The organism is Idiomarina sp. X4 (assembly GCF_002808045.1).
GTDB lineage: Bacteria > Pseudomonadota > Gammaproteobacteria > Enterobacterales > Alteromonadaceae > Idiomarina.
Map to the genome: position 1 here is coordinate 891,076 of NZ_CP025000.1, position 15,484 is coordinate 906,559.

Genomic DNA, 15,484 nt, shown 5'->3' on the forward strand with positions numbered 1-15,484 from the left:
TAGGGGCAGTAAGCTTTTTGGACATTTATGCGTGATTCATTTCATAGCCGCATTGGCTTTATTTTAGCGGCCGCGGGTTCCGCCGTCGGACTCGGCAACATTTGGGGCTTTCCGACGCAAGTCGCCAACCATGGTGGTGGCGCTTTTTTACTCGTGTACCTGTGCGTCATTTTTATTCTGGCTATTCCTGCCCTTTATAGCGAACTGCTCATAGGTCACAGTGCACAAGCTAACCCGGTTAAGTCACTGACTCAGCTTTCCGGAGGAAAGGCTCGTCCTGTCGGCAAGCTAATGGGCTATTTGAACGTACTGGGCTCGTGCTTAATGCTGAGCTTCTATCACGTCGTCGCCGGTTGGATGGTGGTTCACGCACTCGGCTTCTTAGCTAAAGGCGTTGGCTTAGCATCCGTGTCCGAATTCTTACTGAACAGCTCCATGCCGCGCGACTTAATCTTCACGGGACTGTTTTTAACCGCCACTGCGTTAGTCGTCTTCCAGGGCGTGGAAAAAGGCATTGAGCGTTGGTCCAAGCGTTTAATGCCAACATTAGTGATTCTGCTCGTCGGCCTGATTATTTACATGATGACTCTGCCCGGTGCCAGCGTCGGCTTAGAGCGTTATTTAGTGCCAGACTTCACGCAAATAACCAACACCAGCATTCTGGTTGCGGCTATGGGGCAGGCGTTCTTCTCGCTGTCGATTGGTCTGGGCGGCATGATGATTTACGGCTCGTACTTAAAGCCCGGCGCGAACTTGGGCCGTTTGAGCCTGTCAGTTGCGGCACTCGATACGTTCATCGCGTTTTTAGCTGGCTTACTGATTATTCCGGCACTTTACGCAGGTATTCATTTAGGCGTTTCCGTTGGTGAAGGGACCGAGTTGGTCGGCGAAGGACAACTCATATTTGCAGTACTACCAGAGCTTTTCAACAGCATGGGCGTTGCCGGTCCCTTTGTCGCTTTTGCCTTCTTTAGTCTGCTGAGTATTGCCGCACTAACATCGACCATTGCTCAGGCAGAAGTCCCGGTGTCTTACTGCATTGAGGAGCGCAAGTTAAGCCGTCCGGTTGCTACTGCGGCATCGCTGGTTCTGATTGGTGTGTTCTCACTCTTATTAATTTTATTCTTCGAGCCACTGTTTGGTTGGGTTGTCACCGCCGTCACACAGTTCCAGTTACCACTGTCAGGCTTATTCTACTTACTGGTAGTGGGTTGGTTATGGCGCCGCAGCAATCACCTAAAAGCCATTGCTGCGGGCAGTTTCGGGCTGACATTATTGCGCTGGCACATTCGTTACTTATGCCCGGTGCTCATGAGTATCGTATTTTACCACGTCGCGTTAAGTTAGTTATTTCGGGTCAGGTATTACTGACCCGGACGTTTCCCCGCAAACTTTTGCTCTAAGGCCGACGCTACTCGTGCGTCGGTAAAGCCAGATACATCTCCGCCGTGCAGCGCCACTTCCTTCACCAGCGACGACGAAATGAACGAGTTTTCTTCGGCTGGCGTTAGAAAGACGCTTTCTAAATTCGGATCCAGGCGGCGGTTCATGTTGGCCAGCTGGAATTCATACTCAAAGTCGGACACCGCACGCAGCCCTCGAATAAGCACCGTTGCATCGTATTCGTGAGCAAAGTCCACCAACAGACCCGAAAAGCCGACTACGGTGACGTTATCGAGTTTTTCAGTCACCTGCTGAGCCAGTAACACCCGCTCTTCTAAGGTGAATAATGGCTTTTTACTGGGGCTTTCTGCTATACCAACAACCACTTCGTTGAACAGCGCCGCAGCACGTTCAATAAGGTCTGCGTGCCCATTGGTAATAGGGTCAAACGTGCCTGGGTAAATCGCTCGGCGATGCATAAACTCTCCTAAACCGACAAATTCTCGCTCAAATTTCCCTAAAGAGTACACGCAATTGGACACCAAACAAAAGTCTGAAATTGAAATTAAGGATGCGAGTTGGGACTAACATCAGTAAACTAGAGGGTAACGAATTTTTCAAAACATGGAGTCGAACATGAGTTCAGCTTTTTACCAGCAACTTGCCGATCAACTGGCTGAAACCAAAGCCGAAGGGCTATACAAAAAAGAGCGTATCATTACCTCTGATCAAAGTTCTGAAATTACTGTTAATGACCACCGTGTGCTTAACTTCTGCGCCAATAACTACTTAGGTTTGGCGAACCACCCTGACCTTATTGCCGCAGCCAAAAAAGGTCTGGACGAGCATGGTTTTGGTACGGCTTCAGTCCGTTTTATTTGCGGTACTCAGGACATTCACAAAACGCTGGAACAAAAGCTGAGTGACTTTTTAGGCACCGAAGACACCATTTTATATTCGTCGTGCTTTGATGCGAACGGCGGCTTGTTCGAAACGCTAATGGGCCCGGAAGACGCCATTATCAGTGACGAGCTGAACCACGCGAGCATCATTGACGGCATCCGTTTAAGCAAAGCAAAACGCTACCGTTACAAAAACAACAACCTTGAAGACTTAGAAGCACAGCTTAAGCAGGCTGACGCTGACGGCGCCCGTCATAAGCTGATTGCGACCGACGGCGTGTTCTCTATGGACGGTGTTATTGCAGATTTAAAAGGCATTTGTGACCTGGCTGACAAGTACAATGCACTGGTTATGATGGACGACTGCCACGCCACTGGCTTCTTAGGCGAGAATGGTAAAGGTACACACGAATACTGTGACGTACTGGGTCGTGTTGATATTATCACGGGCACCTTAGGCAAAGCATTAGGTGGTGCGTCAGGCGGTTACACCTCTGGTAAAAAAGAAGTCATTGATTGGCTACGTCAGCGTTCACGCCCGTACCTGTTCTCTAACTCGGTAGCACCAGCCATTGTTCAGGCGTCTATTCGCGTGCTGGAAATGCTGGAAAATGGTCATGAACTGCGCGCTCAGCTGTGGGAAAACGCTCAGTATTTCCGCGAGAAGATGACCGCGGCCGGCTTTACCCTGAGCGGTGCTGATCACGCCATTATTCCTGTGATGGTTGGCGACGCACGCTTAGCATCGGAAATGGCAGACAAACTACTGGAAGAAGATATCTACGTGATCGGATTCTCCTTCCCTGTCGTTCCTAAAGGCAAAGCTCGTATCCGCACGCAAATGTCGGCGGCTCATACACGCGAACAATTGGATCGCACCATTGAAGCCTTTACCCGCATTGGTAAAGAGCTGGGTGTGATTTAAGGAGTATTGAAATGAAAGCTTTGGCGAAACTGCATTCCAAACCCGGCATTTGGATGACCGATGTCGAGAAACCGGAATGCGGCTATAACGATATTCTGATTAAGATTAAGAAAACGGCAATTTGCGGTACCGACGTACACATTTACAAATGGGACGACTGGTCACAAAAAACCATTCCAGTACCTATGGTGGTCGGTCACGAATACGTGGGCGAAGTCGCTGCTATGGGCGACGGTGTTCGTGGTTTTGATATTGGTGACCGCGTTTCTGGCGAAGGCCATATTACTTGCGGCCACTGCCGTAACTGCCGTGCCGGTCGTCGTCATTTATGTCGCAACACCTATGGCGTTGGCGTTAACCGCCCGGGTGCGTTTGCTGAGTATTTAGCGTTGCCAGCTGAGAACGCGTTTAAACTGCCGGACGACGTAACCGATGAAATGGCGTCTATTTTTGACCCATTCGGTAATGCCGTACACACAGCACTGGCATTCGACTTAGTCGGTGAAGACGTTTTAATTACTGGCGCCGGCCCTATTGGCATTATGGCGGCAGCGGTTGCTCGTCACGTTGGCGCGCGCCATGTGGTTATTACTGACGTAAACGAATACCGCCTGGACTTGGCTCGTAAAATGGGTGTCACCCGTGCAGTCGATGTCAGCAAAGAAAAACTGTCTGACGTCATGACAGAGTTGGGCATGAAAGAAGGTTTTGACGTTGGTCTGGAAATGTCGGGCGTCCCTTCTGCATTTTCGCAAATGCTGGCGACGATGAACCACGGCGGCAAAATTGCCATGTTAGGCATTCCACCGGAGAATGTCGCCATTGACTGGAACGAGGTTATTTTCAAAGGCTTGGTCATTAAAGGCATTTACGGCCGTGAAATGTTCGAAACCTGGTACAAAATGGCCAGCTTGTTACAGTCGGGTTTAGACATTTCGCCTATCCTGACTCATGAAATGTCAGTCGACGACTTCGAAGAGGGCTTTGAAACTATGATTTCAGGTCAGTCGGGTAAAGTCATTCTGAACTGGGACTAAACGTCTATGAGTTCAAACGAACGCACCTACGAATTGATGGAGCTAAACACCGCGGCAGATCACTGGCAAGCCGGTGACGCGGTGTTTGCCGACATTCGCGACCCACAGTCTTTTGCTATGGGTCACATTCCGGGTGCACAACGCATCGACAACAGTAATTTGGCCGTGTTTTTGGAATCTGTCGACAAAGACGCACCCATCATCGTGGTTTGCTATCACGGCATTAGTAGTCAGGGCGCCGCAGAATATATTGCGGCCCAAGGCTTTAATAATGTCAGTAGTATGAACGGCGGCTTCACCGCCTGGTCCATGTCTTACCCCGAGCACGTTAACAAGGAATAAACCATGCGCCGATTGCTGAGCAGTAAAGACCCGGAATGGATGCGAAAGCTTTACCAATATCTGCGTCAGCACGGCATACCGGTGAGTGTCACGGAAAAAGGCGAGCAGCTGGAACTATGGCTGCACCAAAGCAGCTACGAGGCGCTCGCCAAGGACTTAGTTCAACAATGTAAGGCAAACCCGGAGTTACTGGACCAGGCCCCAACCCAACAGCCGTCATCGGCACAAAGCACCTCTCGCTTTTCTCGTCGCTCCGCGCCTATTTCTTTGTCGTTACTGGCACAAAGCGGCTGGCTAACCCGCATTGTTGCTGCGCTGTCGGTGTTGATTTTCATTGTTTTAAATATGTGGCCGGAAGCAACGCTCGAAACTTTAAAAATTAGCCGGTTCTTTAACGCTCTGCCCTTTGACCAGCCCTGGCGCTTTGTCACCCCGGTCTTTATGCATTTCACACTGCTTCACATTGTGTTCAATATTTTTTGGTGGTGGTACCTGGGCGGTCGTATTGAAAAGACGCTCGGCACGTCTTGGCTGCTGGCACTGTTCTTATTCTCCGGTATTACCGCGAATGTGATTCAGTACCTCATGAATGGTCCAAACTTTGGCGGTATGTCGGGTGTGGTTTATGGTTTGCTTGGCTTCTGTTGGGTGTATAGCTTCCGCCGGGCGACACCGCTGTATCTGCCGCCGGGGCTCATTGTCTTTATGCTGCTTTGGCTGGCACTGGGTTATACCGGTGTGCTTTGGGTCAATGTGGCTAACGAAGCGCATTTAGCCGGACTGCTGTCAGGTTGTTTAGCGGGTTTTGTGGTGCGGGCGCTGAATCCCACACCTAAAATTCGTTACTGATAAATATACTTAGTGAAAATGACTTCTTTAATGACCGGGTTACCGGTTTCCTGAGTCATCAGTTCTTTGGCGCGCTCAAGGCATTTGAGTCGCAGTTGGTCGCGCCCGGTCATGGTGCGCACCTGCCGTTCTGTTGCTGTGCTCAAAATACTGATAAATTCGTTTCTTAACAGCGGCGCATGATGCTCCACCACACTCACATAACTTGGGTCAGGAACCATGACTTCCACAGCCACCCGCACAAAGCCAAGCCGGTAATCATTACCTTCTTTTAAATAATTGGTTGTTATGTCAGGTTCAAAGCCGTAGTACGCAACGTCACTTTGAGCATTTGCGCCGGTACTCAGCAAGCACATTGTTAAAATTAAACCTAACGTCCGAATCAGTTTCATATAGCCACCCAGCTTTCGCTGTTCAATTGTTTCCTCTTTGCTATCATAGCGATAGAGCTTGATAACGCCAATACAAATGACAACAGAGTTATACCCAGCACCAACATTTCCTGTCAGTGAACCGCTTAAATGGCAGGCTCCTGACAAGGTCGAACTCACCCCGACACAGCATGACTGGCTGTGCTTCGAGGGCTCTTTAACTCAGCGTCTGAAAAGTAATTGCAGACATTTTGAGGTTCGTTTATTAGGGCAACAGGAAATGCTACCTCATGACGAAGAGTGCCATCGCTTAAAGCAGAGTCAGCCCGCAGTGGTGCGCGAGGTGCTGCTATACTGTGACAATAAACCCTGGGTATTTGCCCGCAGTATTTTCGCGAAAAGCGCTGAAAACAACGAGCAGTTGCAACTTTCGGAACTGGGTAACCGTTCACTGGGCGACTCGTTATTTCAACGAGACGACTTAACCTCAGGACCGATTGAAATAGCGACTGTGACGGAATCCCATGTTATCGGCAAACTAAACCAGCAGTGGTTTAACCATTCGAAACCCTTATTAGGTCGCCGCCGAATATTTTCGACCGCAGGGGAGCAACTGTTAGTCAGCGAGATATTTTTAACGTCGTCACCCATTTATGAAGGGTCGCTAGAGGTAACAAAGTGATAGCACAAAAACTTCAGGCATTTTGGCAGTTAATGCGGGCTGACCGCCCTATCGGAACTTATTTGTTGGCGTGGCCAACAATATGGGCTTTGCTTATTGCCGGAACCGGTAATCCGCCATTGAAAATTGTGGTGGTATTTCTGCTGGGTACCTTTGTTATGCGTTCCGCCGGCTGCGTAATCAATGACTTTGCTGATCGTAACTTCGACGGTCATGTCAGACGAACTAAACAGCGCCCCATTCCAGCAGGGAAAATATCCGCAACGGAAGCGATTATTGGCTTCTTTATTTTGCTCGCTATCGCTTTTGGGTTAGTGCTTCAGCTCAATACCAATACCGTTATGCTGAGTTTCCTCGCGGCCGGCGTTGCAGCGTTATACCCGTTCTGCAAACGCTGGACGCATTTGCCGCAGGTGGTGTTAGGCGTTGCTTTTAGTTTCGGCATACTCATGGCATTTACGGCGCTTGAATCGAACGAATGGTTTATCGCCGCACTGCTGTTTATTGCCAATATCATCTGGACCGTCGCTTACGACACCGAATACGCTATGGCCGACCGGGAAGACGACTTGAAAATTGGTCTGCAAAGTACGGCTATTTTATTTGGCCGCTTCGACAAGTTGATTATTGCCTTACTGCAGTTGGTGGTCATCGGTTTATTGGCATGGGTGCTTTATATACTTACCGCTGACTGGATAGCCTGGGCAGCGCTTGGCGTAAGTGTCCTATTGTTTATGTATCAGCAGTGGATGATACGCCACCGCGAACCAATGAAATGCTTCCAGGCCTTTTTGCACAACCACTACGTCGGTATGGTTTTCGCTATAGGCCTGGCATTACATTACTGGTACTAAGTTTAAACGAAACGCTATTCACTCGGCTGATTGACGAACTGCTGCACCGATTGCCTGATGGTTTGCAGAACAGGTCCGTCAATCAGCTCGTCGACTTGGTCGCTTAGCGCGCCAACGGGCTCTGCAGCAATTTGTTGACCATCGTCGTCGATCTCAACAAGCCCCTGCTGCTTCAAGCTGGCAATGAGTGTCGCCATGACTTTCTTATCATAAAATTCCGGCGCGTCGATGCCATGAATGGCGCTCAATCGCTCTGCCAGAGTAATGGACTGTTTTTCAAGCTCTGCTCGCATTATTGGTTGTGCCTGTTGTAAAAGTTCTAGCACAATACAGTAACGCTGCAGAGTTTCACTGGCACTGTTCGCCAGCAGACGCAGGCGGTACCATTCGGCGCTTTCGCGCTTTGCAATGACGCAGTCGCTGCCGTCACGGGTGATTAACTGCTGACGAGCCAGCTCTTCACATAGCGCTTCCACCCATAACGGAATATCATCCTTTGAATGGCTCAGGTAAAGCTCTGCTTTCAACATAGGGTAAATAGCTTGCGTTCGCTCAACGATTTCACCAACGGACACACGCTTTTTCGCCATAATAATAGAGGCAACCATGCCTGGCATCACCATCATGTGCAGTATGTTGTTACGATAGTACGTCATGGCTATAGCCGACATACGTTCAAGCGAAATAACTTCGCCCATAGTGTCCGATTCAACTTTAAATTTGTCGGTGCGCAAGGCCTGTTGCCATAACTCTTCCGACGTCTCTTTAGGCACACTGATGTCTTTACTGTACGGCACTTCTTTCAACACGCCCAAATACACATCCAACTGCGCTAAAAGCTCTTCTTTGGTCAAGGCATGGTGTTCGGAGCTGAGTAATGCCAAAGCGGTTAGGTTCACGCTGTTTGCCGCTGCCGAATCATTAATACCCTGCATCACACGTTCGGCCAACCCATTGACCACCGGCGTTAACCAGTTCGGTCTTAATGGCTCCTCGGCGCCCCGGGTCACTGACTTATGCCAGTCCGGCGCGTTGCAATCGAGCGTGTGCTTCAAGTCGATAGGCTGGCCAAAGGTGACAAAGCCCTGACCGAAATTACGTAGCTTGGTAATCGTTTTCAAAATTTGGAAAACCGATTCCTTTTCTTTGTCCTTACCTTTGAGCTCTTTCAGGTAAGTAGCGACTTCCATAATGTGTTCATAGCCCAGGTAAACTGGGACTAGCGATACCGGACGTTGCTGGTCGCGCAGCATTCCTTGCACAGTCATCGCCAGCATGCCAGTTTTCGGTGGCAGTAAGCGGCCTGTTCGTGAGCGTCCACCTTCGCTAAAGTATTCGACGGGGTAACCTTTTTGGAATAGCCAGCACAAGTACTCACGGAATACGGCAGAATAAAGCTTGTTGCCGCGGAAGCTGCGGCGTATAAAGAATGCGCCACCACGGCGGAAGATACCGCCAACCGGGAAGAAATTCAGATTAACACCGGCGGCGATGTGCGGTGGTACCAGGCCTTCTTTATAAATGACATAACTCAGTAGTAAGTAGTCCATGTGACTACGGTGGCACGGCACATAAATAATTTCGTGCCCTTGTTGGGCCAAACGACGTATGCGCTCCCCGCCTTTTACATGGATCCCGTTATAAATGCGATTCCACATCCAGGTCATAAAGCGGTCCAGCAGGCGTACCAGCGTTGAGCTGTAATTTGCGGCAATTTCATCGATGTAAGAAAGTGCTTTCTTGCGAGCCTCTTCTTCACAGATTTTCTTACCTTTCGCTTCGTCTGCCACGGCCTTTTTAAGCGCTGGTGTGTTAATTAACTGCGCCATGAGCTCTTTGCGATGACTCAACTTCGGTCCGGCAACCGCATGGCGCATACGAACAAAGTGAACGCGGGCAACACGCGCCAATTTATGGGCTATGCGCATATCAGCGCCGTAGTCATGCGCCATTTTTCCAAGACTCACACTACGTGATAAACGCAGTAACACATGACGACCTGAGAAGAGTACCAACCAGAATTTACGAAGCGCCCCCGGATTGTCGAGGTCGCCTGTCATGGCTTTACCGGCTGTCGCTTCCTGACCCGCCTGACGTCCCCAGAACACACCGGCAGGTATCAGCTGCAAATCGAGCTTAGTATCGTCTTTATGCAGCTTTAATAATTGATGAAATTCCTTCACGGCCTCTTCAGAAGTTTCATTGGCAAACTCTTCCAGGTACATGACCCGACTGTATTCCTTGCCATTCACTTCAAGTGGCTCGAGCGGATCAGGCAGGCCGCGCTTTTTCGCCGCACGCTGCAATATGGAAAGATCCGCTGAAGATGTCGAGCGCATAACGTAAGCCACCGGCTTTTGTACCGTGCTGTTGTGATCGGTTTCATCGCCGTCCCAAATTTCTTCGAACCGTGTTAGCCAGCGTAATGGATACTTCAACACCGCATAAAAAGGGCTTTTTTTGCTCATACATCGACCTCTGTTTTAAACAGAGCTATAGGATACCAACTTAAAAAATAAAAGTCGTTGATGAAATGACTTGCGAAATGAAAATACCTGTATATACTCACAGTATCACTGTACATAAACACAGGTTCGAATATGCGCCCTTTAACACCGAGACAGTCTGAAATATTAGAGCTGATTAAAGACAACCTGCACGCGACTGGTATGCCACCAACGCGCGCGGAAATCGCGTCGAAGCTTGGCTTTCGTTCTGCCAACGCAGCAGAAGAGCATTTAAAGGCATTGGCGCGTAAAGGTGTTATCGAAATTATGCCGGGCATGTCGCGTGGTATTCGGTTAGTTGGTGACGACTTTGATATCGCTGAAGGGCTGCCACTGATTGGTCAGGTCGCTGCCGGTGAGCCATTGCTGGCTGAAGAGCATGTTGAAGGGCATTACAAAGTCGACGAATCATTATTCCAGCCTGCCGCCAGCTTTTTACTAAAAGTAAACGGCATGAGCATGAGAGACATCGGCATTCTCGACGGCGATCTACTCGCTGTGCATAAAACGGAGCAAGCGAGAAACGGCCAAGTCATTGTTGCTCGGGTAGAAGACGAAGTGACGGTAAAGCGCTTTGAGCGCAAAGGACGCACTGTCTTATTACATCCGGAAAACCCAGATTTCTCCACCATCACCGTAGACTTAGCGTCACAAGTATTCGCTATTGAAGGTCTGGCGGTTGGTGTTATCAGAAACGGAGCTGCATTATGAAGACTCAACAAAACACGAAATTACACCACCCTGGTTTGTGGAAAGCTGCACCTACGGATATTAAATTTGAGCCGGAAGCTCATACGGAATCGACAGAATCGGACGCATTATCACCCGCTGTTCAAAATGCTTTACAACAAAAGCCAAGTGAGTGGGTCACTGTTATCGGTGGGGACAAAAATGTCATTGCTGAACTTATTGAATCAGGCGTTGCGGAGCACCAAATTCGTTGGTTACGCAGCCATTCTGCGGAGCGTTGCGAATGGGCATTAGAGCAAGCATTGCTGGCCGGAAACAGCAGCGTGGTTATTGCCTACCTTGACTCTGTGTCAAGCCGCACCTGGCAGCGCGCCAAAATGGCCAGTAAGTTAAGTCGCACTCAATACTTCCTGTTTGATAAAAACACACTAACATCCCACCTCCACTAAATCCTCGTTAGTGTGTTTCTTCCTTGATAGGCTGCTTCGGCAGCCTTTTTTAACAGATCCGCTCATTTATTAACCATTTGTTTGATTTGATCTGGATCTTTCTTTGTAAATTAGTTAATAAATGTACTACCCGACTATAAAAATATTATAACAACGATAATTATAACAAAGAGTCTGTGGAGAAAGTGATTTCTGGGGAGATGCTGTTCCTTTTTCTGCTTACCTCTTTGTTCTTCGAATTTTGATCGGAATTAGTCTTTCGGTCTCATTGAAGAATAAGAGGAGAAGTCACGTGAAAATGAAGCCTCTGTGGGCACTGTTGGCTATGTTGAGCTTACCTGCGAGCGCGGAAAGCCAACTCAACCTAACCAAAGGTGTTACCGAAGTCAGTAACCGGGTATATGACCTGCACATGACGATATTTTATATCTGTTGTGCCATTGGCGTGGTCGTATTCGGTTTAATGTTCATTTCGATGATTCGCCATCGCAAATCGAAAAACCCTAAACCAGCGAATTTCCATGAGAACGTAAAAGTTGAAATTGCCTGGACCATTATTCCACTCCTCATTCTTGTGGGTATGGCCATTCCGGCAACAACAACACTGATTGCTATGGAAGACACCTCAGAAGCCGATGTCACCATCCAGGTAACAGGTTCTCAGTGGAAGTGGCACTACAAGTATTTCGAGAATGACGTTGAGTTCTTCAGCCGCTTAGCGACACAGCAAGAGCAGATCAATAATAAGTTCACTAAAAGCGAAAACTACCTTCTGGAAGTTGATCGTCCATTGGTTATTCCTACCGACAGAAAAGTTCGTTTCCTAGTGACTTCGGACGACGTTATTCATAGTTGGTGGGTGCCTGACTTTGCCGTTAAAAAAGACGCTAACCCTGGCTTTATTAACGAGACTTGGACCAAAGTCGATGAACCCGGGATTTATCGCGGCCAATGCGCTGAGCTTTGTGGTAAAGATCACGGTTTCATGCCGGTTGTAGTTATTGCAAAAGAACCCGCCGAATACGAAAAATGGATAACCGACATTGAAGCGAAACAAGAAGCCGCTCGCCAGCGAGAACAAGAGCTGCTCTCTATGGAAATGTCGAAAGAAGAGCTCATGGATTTGGGTGAAAAAGTATATAACAGTACCTGTGCAGCTTGTCACCAACCTAACGGTCAAGGTGTCAACGGTGTATTCCCTGCACTCGCGGGAAGTGGCGTTGCCGTTGACCCTGAGGCGAAATCAAAACACATCGACATTGTTGTTAACGGTGTATCCGGAACGGCCATGCAGGCATTCGGACAACAGTTAAGCATGCAAGAGCTCGCTGCGGTTATCACCTACGAGCGTAATGCCTGGGGTAACGAAACCGGCGACCTTATTCAGGCAGCCGACATCAACAAAGTCATGAATCAATAAGGAGACGGTGATGAGCACAGCAGTCGAAGCAACACATCACGACGCACACCACGATCATAAGCCGTCTGGTATTGGTCGCTGGCTATTTACAACCAACCATAAAGACATTGGCTCAATGTACTTACTGTTCAGTTTGACAATGTTCTTTGTGGGCGGCGCAATGGCAATGGTGATTCGCGCCGAATTATTTCAACCGGGTCTGCAACTCGTTGATCCACATTTCTTTAACCAAATGACCACAGTGCATGGATTGGTCATGATTTTTGGCGCCGTTATGCCAGCCTTTACTGGTTTGGCCAACTGGATGGTACCAATGATGATTGGGGCGCCGGATATGGCATTGCCGCGTATGAATAACTGGAGCTTCTGGATACTTCCATTCGCTTTCATGATTCTACTCGGTTCATTGTTCATGGAGGGCGGCGGCCCTGCGTTTGGCTGGACCGCTTATGCACCGTTGTCAACCAGTTATAGTTCAGACTCAACGGCACTTTTCGTTTTCTCAGTACATATTATGGGTATTTCATCCATAATGGGAGCGATTAACGTCATTGTGACTATCATGAACATGCGCGCACCGGGTATGAATTATATGAAAATGCCCCTGTTCGTATGGACTTGGTTTATAACAGCATTTCTACTGATAGCCGTCATGCCGGTATTAGCCGGGGCTGTTACCATGATGCTCACCGATAAGTACTTCGGCACCAGCTTCTTCGACGCGGCAGGTGGTGGCGACCCGGTCATGTATCAGCATATATTCTGGTTTTTCGGGCATCCGGAAGTTTACATCATGATTCTGCCGTCTTTCGGTATTATCTCAGCCATTATTCCGGCATTTACCCGAAAAAGACTATTCGGTTATTCCTCCATGGTCTACGCAACTGCAGCCATTGCCTTACTGTCATTCCTGGTCTGGGCGCACCACATGTTCACCACAGGGATGCCGGTCTTCGCTGAGCTGTTCTTTATGTACTGCACCATGCTCATAGCGGTACCAACCGGGGTTAAAGTCTTTAACTGGGTTGCGACCATGTGGAAAGGCTCGATGACGTTCGAAACGCCTATGCTGTTCGCGTTGGCGTTCGTCATCTTGTTCACTATTGGTGGCTTTTCCGGACTGATGCTGGCTATCACACCGGTCGACTTCCAGTATCACGATACCTACTTTGTGGTCGCTCATTTCCATTATGTACTGGTAACTGGAGCGATCTTCTCCGTGATGGCTGCTGCCTATTACTGGTTACCAAAGTGGACAGGTCATATGTACGACTCAACATTGGCGAAAACCCACTTCTGGACATCGGTCATTTCAGTCAACGTACTGTTCTTCCCTATGCACTTTGCGGGTTTGGCTGGTATGCCTCGCCGTATTCCTGACTACGCAACTCAGTTTGCGGACGTGAACCAAATTACCAGTATCGGTGGTTTTGCGTTCGGTCTGTCACAGCTGATTTTCTTGTGGGTTGTTATCAAATGTGTGAAAGGCGGCGAAAAAGCAGACGCTAAGCCCTGGGAAGGCGCGGAAGGTCTGGAATGGACAGTTCCATCGCCGGCTCCGTATCACACCTTTGAAAAACCACCGAAAGTGGATTAAGGCCTATGTCTGAAGAACGTCCGAATAACAGCATTCTGGTTAAGCGACTGTTACTGACAGTCGCAGGAATGTTTGCGTTTGGGTTTGCCCTGGTGCCGTTGTACGACGTATTCTGTGAAGTAACGGGGTTCAACGGCCGCACCAGTAATGAAGCCGCAACGTACGAAATGGTTGAGGTGGACGAGTCACGAACCATTCGAGTTCAGTTTTTGACGCGCAACGCCAAAGGCATTCCCTGGAAATTTGAGCCTTCAATAAAAGAAGTTCGAATTCACCCGGGAGAAACAAAAGTCGTCAACTTTTTAGCCGCAAACCCAACCGACGCCGATATGATTGCACAGGCGATTCCGTCAGTGGCTCCGGCCGAAGCGTCGCTTTACTTAAATAAAGTCGAATGCTTTTGCTTTAACCAACAACCACTAGCGGCTAACTCCGACACGGAAATGCCCATGCAGTTTTATGTCGACCCGGACATTCCAGACCACATTACAACCTTTACCCTGTCATACACGCTGTACGATATGACAGCCAATACGTCCGCTGAGCAACTGTCTCAGTTATTAAAAACAGAATAAGGAAAGACGTTATGGCAGAACAACAAAGTTATTATGTTCCTGCTTCCAGCCCCTGGCCTATCGTTGGCGCGGTTGGCCTGGGACTTATTGCGTGGGGCGCTGGCCACACCGTTATTGATATGTCAAAAGAACAAGACGGCTACGGCAGCACAGTGCTTATTGCCGGGCTTATTGTTATGGCGGTTATGCTATTTGGCTGGTTCCGCGATCAAATTAACGAATCCATGAAAGGTTTGTACAGCGACCAGTTAGGCGTTTCTTACAAACAAGGCATGAGCTGGTTTATTTTCTCAGAAGTCATGTTCTTCGCCGCCTTCTTTGGCGCATTGTTCTATGCCCGCGTCATTGCAGTTCAATGGTTAGGCGGTGACAGTAATAACGCCATGACCAATGAAGTGCTCTGGCCCGAGTTTGTGGCACATTGGCCATTAGTCAATACGCCGGGCGGCACAGAAACACAGGCAATGGGTTGGTACGGCTTGCCGGCTATCAACACCATTATCCTGTTAGTGAGTTCAGTTACCTGTCACTTTGCCCACACGGGTCTTGAGCAAGGCAAGCGCAAGCAGCTAACCGCAATGCTCGGCGTAACCATTATCCTTGGTATGATATTCCTGTATTTGCAAGGTGCGGAATACATACATGCCTACGAAGAGTTGGGTTTAACACTGGACTCAGGCATTTACGGTAATACCTTCTACATGCTTACCGGCTTCCACGGTTTGCACGTGACGTTAGGTACCGTCATGCTCATTATTATGTTCCTGCGAGTACTGAAGGGGCACTTTACGCCAGACAATCACTTCGCATTCCAGGCCACCAGCTGGTACTGGCATTTTGTTGACGTGGTTTGGTTATGCTTATTTGTAGTGGTTTACGTACTGTAAGAAAAGCGCCCCGT

General features: G+C 48.8%; 16 protein-coding genes. 13 read left to right on the forward strand and 3 right to left on the reverse strand.

Annotation, left to right across the window (positions count from 1 at the left end):
• The first annotated feature begins 27 nt into the window (after window positions 1-27).
• On the forward strand, window positions 28-1,347 hold the full coding sequence (locus CWC33_RS04265; protein WP_100690915.1) for a sodium-dependent transporter: 1,320 nt from the start codon (window positions 28-30) through the stop codon (window positions 1,345-1,347).
• Window positions 1,348-1,364: 17 nt separating this feature from the next.
• Here CWC33_RS04265 and coaD read toward each other — a convergent pair whose 3' ends face one another.
• Window positions 1,365-1,862, reverse strand: coding sequence for a pantetheine-phosphate adenylyltransferase (coaD, locus tag CWC33_RS04270; protein ID WP_088769089.1), 498 nt, complete (start codon window positions 1,860-1,862; stop codon window positions 1,365-1,367).
• A gap of 157 nt (window positions 1,863-2,019) precedes the next feature.
• Here coaD and CWC33_RS04275 point away from each other — a divergent pair, with 157 nt between their 5' ends.
• From CWC33_RS04275 to CWC33_RS04290, 4 genes are read left to right on the forward strand one after another with little or no spacing between them, the layout of a single operon-like run.
• Window positions 2,020-3,210, forward strand: coding sequence for a glycine C-acetyltransferase (locus tag CWC33_RS04275; RefSeq protein WP_058576628.1), 1,191 nt, complete (start codon window positions 2,020-2,022; stop codon window positions 3,208-3,210).
• Between the two features lie 11 nt (window positions 3,211-3,221).
• Complete coding sequence (gene tdh, locus CWC33_RS04280; protein ID WP_100690916.1) at window positions 3,222-4,247, forward strand: L-threonine 3-dehydrogenase; 1,026 nt, start codon at window positions 3,222-3,224, stop codon at window positions 4,245-4,247.
• Between the two features lie 36 nt (window positions 4,248-4,283).
• Window positions 4,284-4,589 carry a thiosulfate sulfurtransferase GlpE gene (gene glpE, locus CWC33_RS04285; RefSeq protein ID WP_100692270.1) on the forward strand — a complete coding sequence of 102 codons (306 nt, stop codon included), beginning with the start codon at window positions 4,284-4,286 and terminating at the stop codon, window positions 4,587-4,589.
• A gap of 3 nt (window positions 4,590-4,592) precedes the next feature.
• Complete coding sequence (locus CWC33_RS04290; protein ID WP_100690917.1) at window positions 4,593-5,438, forward strand: rhomboid family intramembrane serine protease; 846 nt, start codon at window positions 4,593-4,595, stop codon at window positions 5,436-5,438.
• Here the strand turns inward: CWC33_RS04290 and CWC33_RS04295 are convergent.
• Window positions 5,432-5,830, reverse strand: coding sequence for a flagellar basal body-associated protein FliL (locus CWC33_RS04295; RefSeq protein WP_088769095.1), 399 nt, complete (start codon window positions 5,828-5,830; stop codon window positions 5,432-5,434). The two genes, CWC33_RS04290 and CWC33_RS04295, sit on opposite strands and share 7 nt — an antisense overlap.
• A gap of 76 nt (window positions 5,831-5,906) precedes the next feature.
• Between CWC33_RS04295 and CWC33_RS04300 the strand changes: the two genes are divergently transcribed.
• Together CWC33_RS04300 and ubiA are read left to right on the forward strand one after the other, a co-directional pair.
• Window positions 5,907-6,491 (forward strand): chorismate--pyruvate lyase family protein, encoded by a 585-nt coding sequence (locus CWC33_RS04300; RefSeq protein ID WP_100690918.1) that lies wholly within the window; start codon window positions 5,907-5,909, stop codon window positions 6,489-6,491.
• 32 nt (window positions 6,492-6,523) lie between these two features.
• Window positions 6,524-7,345, forward strand: a complete 822-nt coding sequence (gene ubiA, locus CWC33_RS04305) for a 4-hydroxybenzoate octaprenyltransferase (RefSeq protein WP_232709865.1) — start codon at window positions 6,524-6,526, stop codon at window positions 7,343-7,345.
• A gap of 14 nt (window positions 7,346-7,359) precedes the next feature.
• On the opposite strand, the gene plsB is transcribed toward ubiA, so the two are convergent.
• Window positions 7,360-9,813: a glycerol-3-phosphate 1-O-acyltransferase PlsB gene (gene plsB / locus CWC33_RS04310; protein WP_100690920.1), complete on the reverse strand. Its 2,454-nt coding sequence runs from the start codon at window positions 9,811-9,813 to the stop codon at window positions 7,360-7,362.
• 132 nt (window positions 9,814-9,945) lie between these two features.
• Here plsB and lexA point away from each other — a divergent pair, with 132 nt between their 5' ends.
• From lexA to CWC33_RS04340, 6 genes are all read left to right on the forward strand, one after another.
• Entirely contained in the window at window positions 9,946-10,563 is a 618-nt protein-coding gene (lexA, locus tag CWC33_RS04315; protein WP_100690921.1) for a transcriptional repressor LexA, read from the forward strand.
• Complete coding sequence (locus CWC33_RS04320) at window positions 10,560-10,991, forward strand: SOS-response cell division inhibitor (protein WP_100690922.1); 432 nt, start codon at window positions 10,560-10,562, stop codon at window positions 10,989-10,991. The genes lexA and CWC33_RS04320 overlap by 4 nt, the downstream gene beginning before the upstream one ends.
• Before the next feature lie 298 nt (window positions 10,992-11,289).
• A complete protein-coding gene (coxB, locus tag CWC33_RS04325) occupies window positions 11,290-12,411 on the forward strand; it encodes a cytochrome c oxidase subunit II (RefSeq protein ID WP_100690923.1) in 1,122 nt (373 codons plus the stop codon).
• A 10-nt stretch (window positions 12,412-12,421) separates the two neighbouring features.
• A complete protein-coding gene (gene ctaD, locus CWC33_RS04330) occupies window positions 12,422-14,008 on the forward strand; it encodes a cytochrome c oxidase subunit I (protein ID WP_100690924.1) in 1,587 nt (528 codons plus the stop codon).
• A 5-nt stretch (window positions 14,009-14,013) separates the two neighbouring features.
• Window positions 14,014-14,583: a cytochrome c oxidase assembly protein gene (locus CWC33_RS04335; protein ID WP_100690925.1), complete on the forward strand. Its 570-nt coding sequence runs from the start codon at window positions 14,014-14,016 to the stop codon at window positions 14,581-14,583.
• A gap of 11 nt (window positions 14,584-14,594) precedes the next feature.
• Entirely contained in the window at window positions 14,595-15,470 is an 876-nt protein-coding gene (locus tag CWC33_RS04340) for a cytochrome c oxidase subunit 3 (RefSeq protein ID WP_053953185.1), read from the forward strand.
• The last annotated feature ends 14 nt before the right edge of the window (window positions 15,471-15,484 follow it).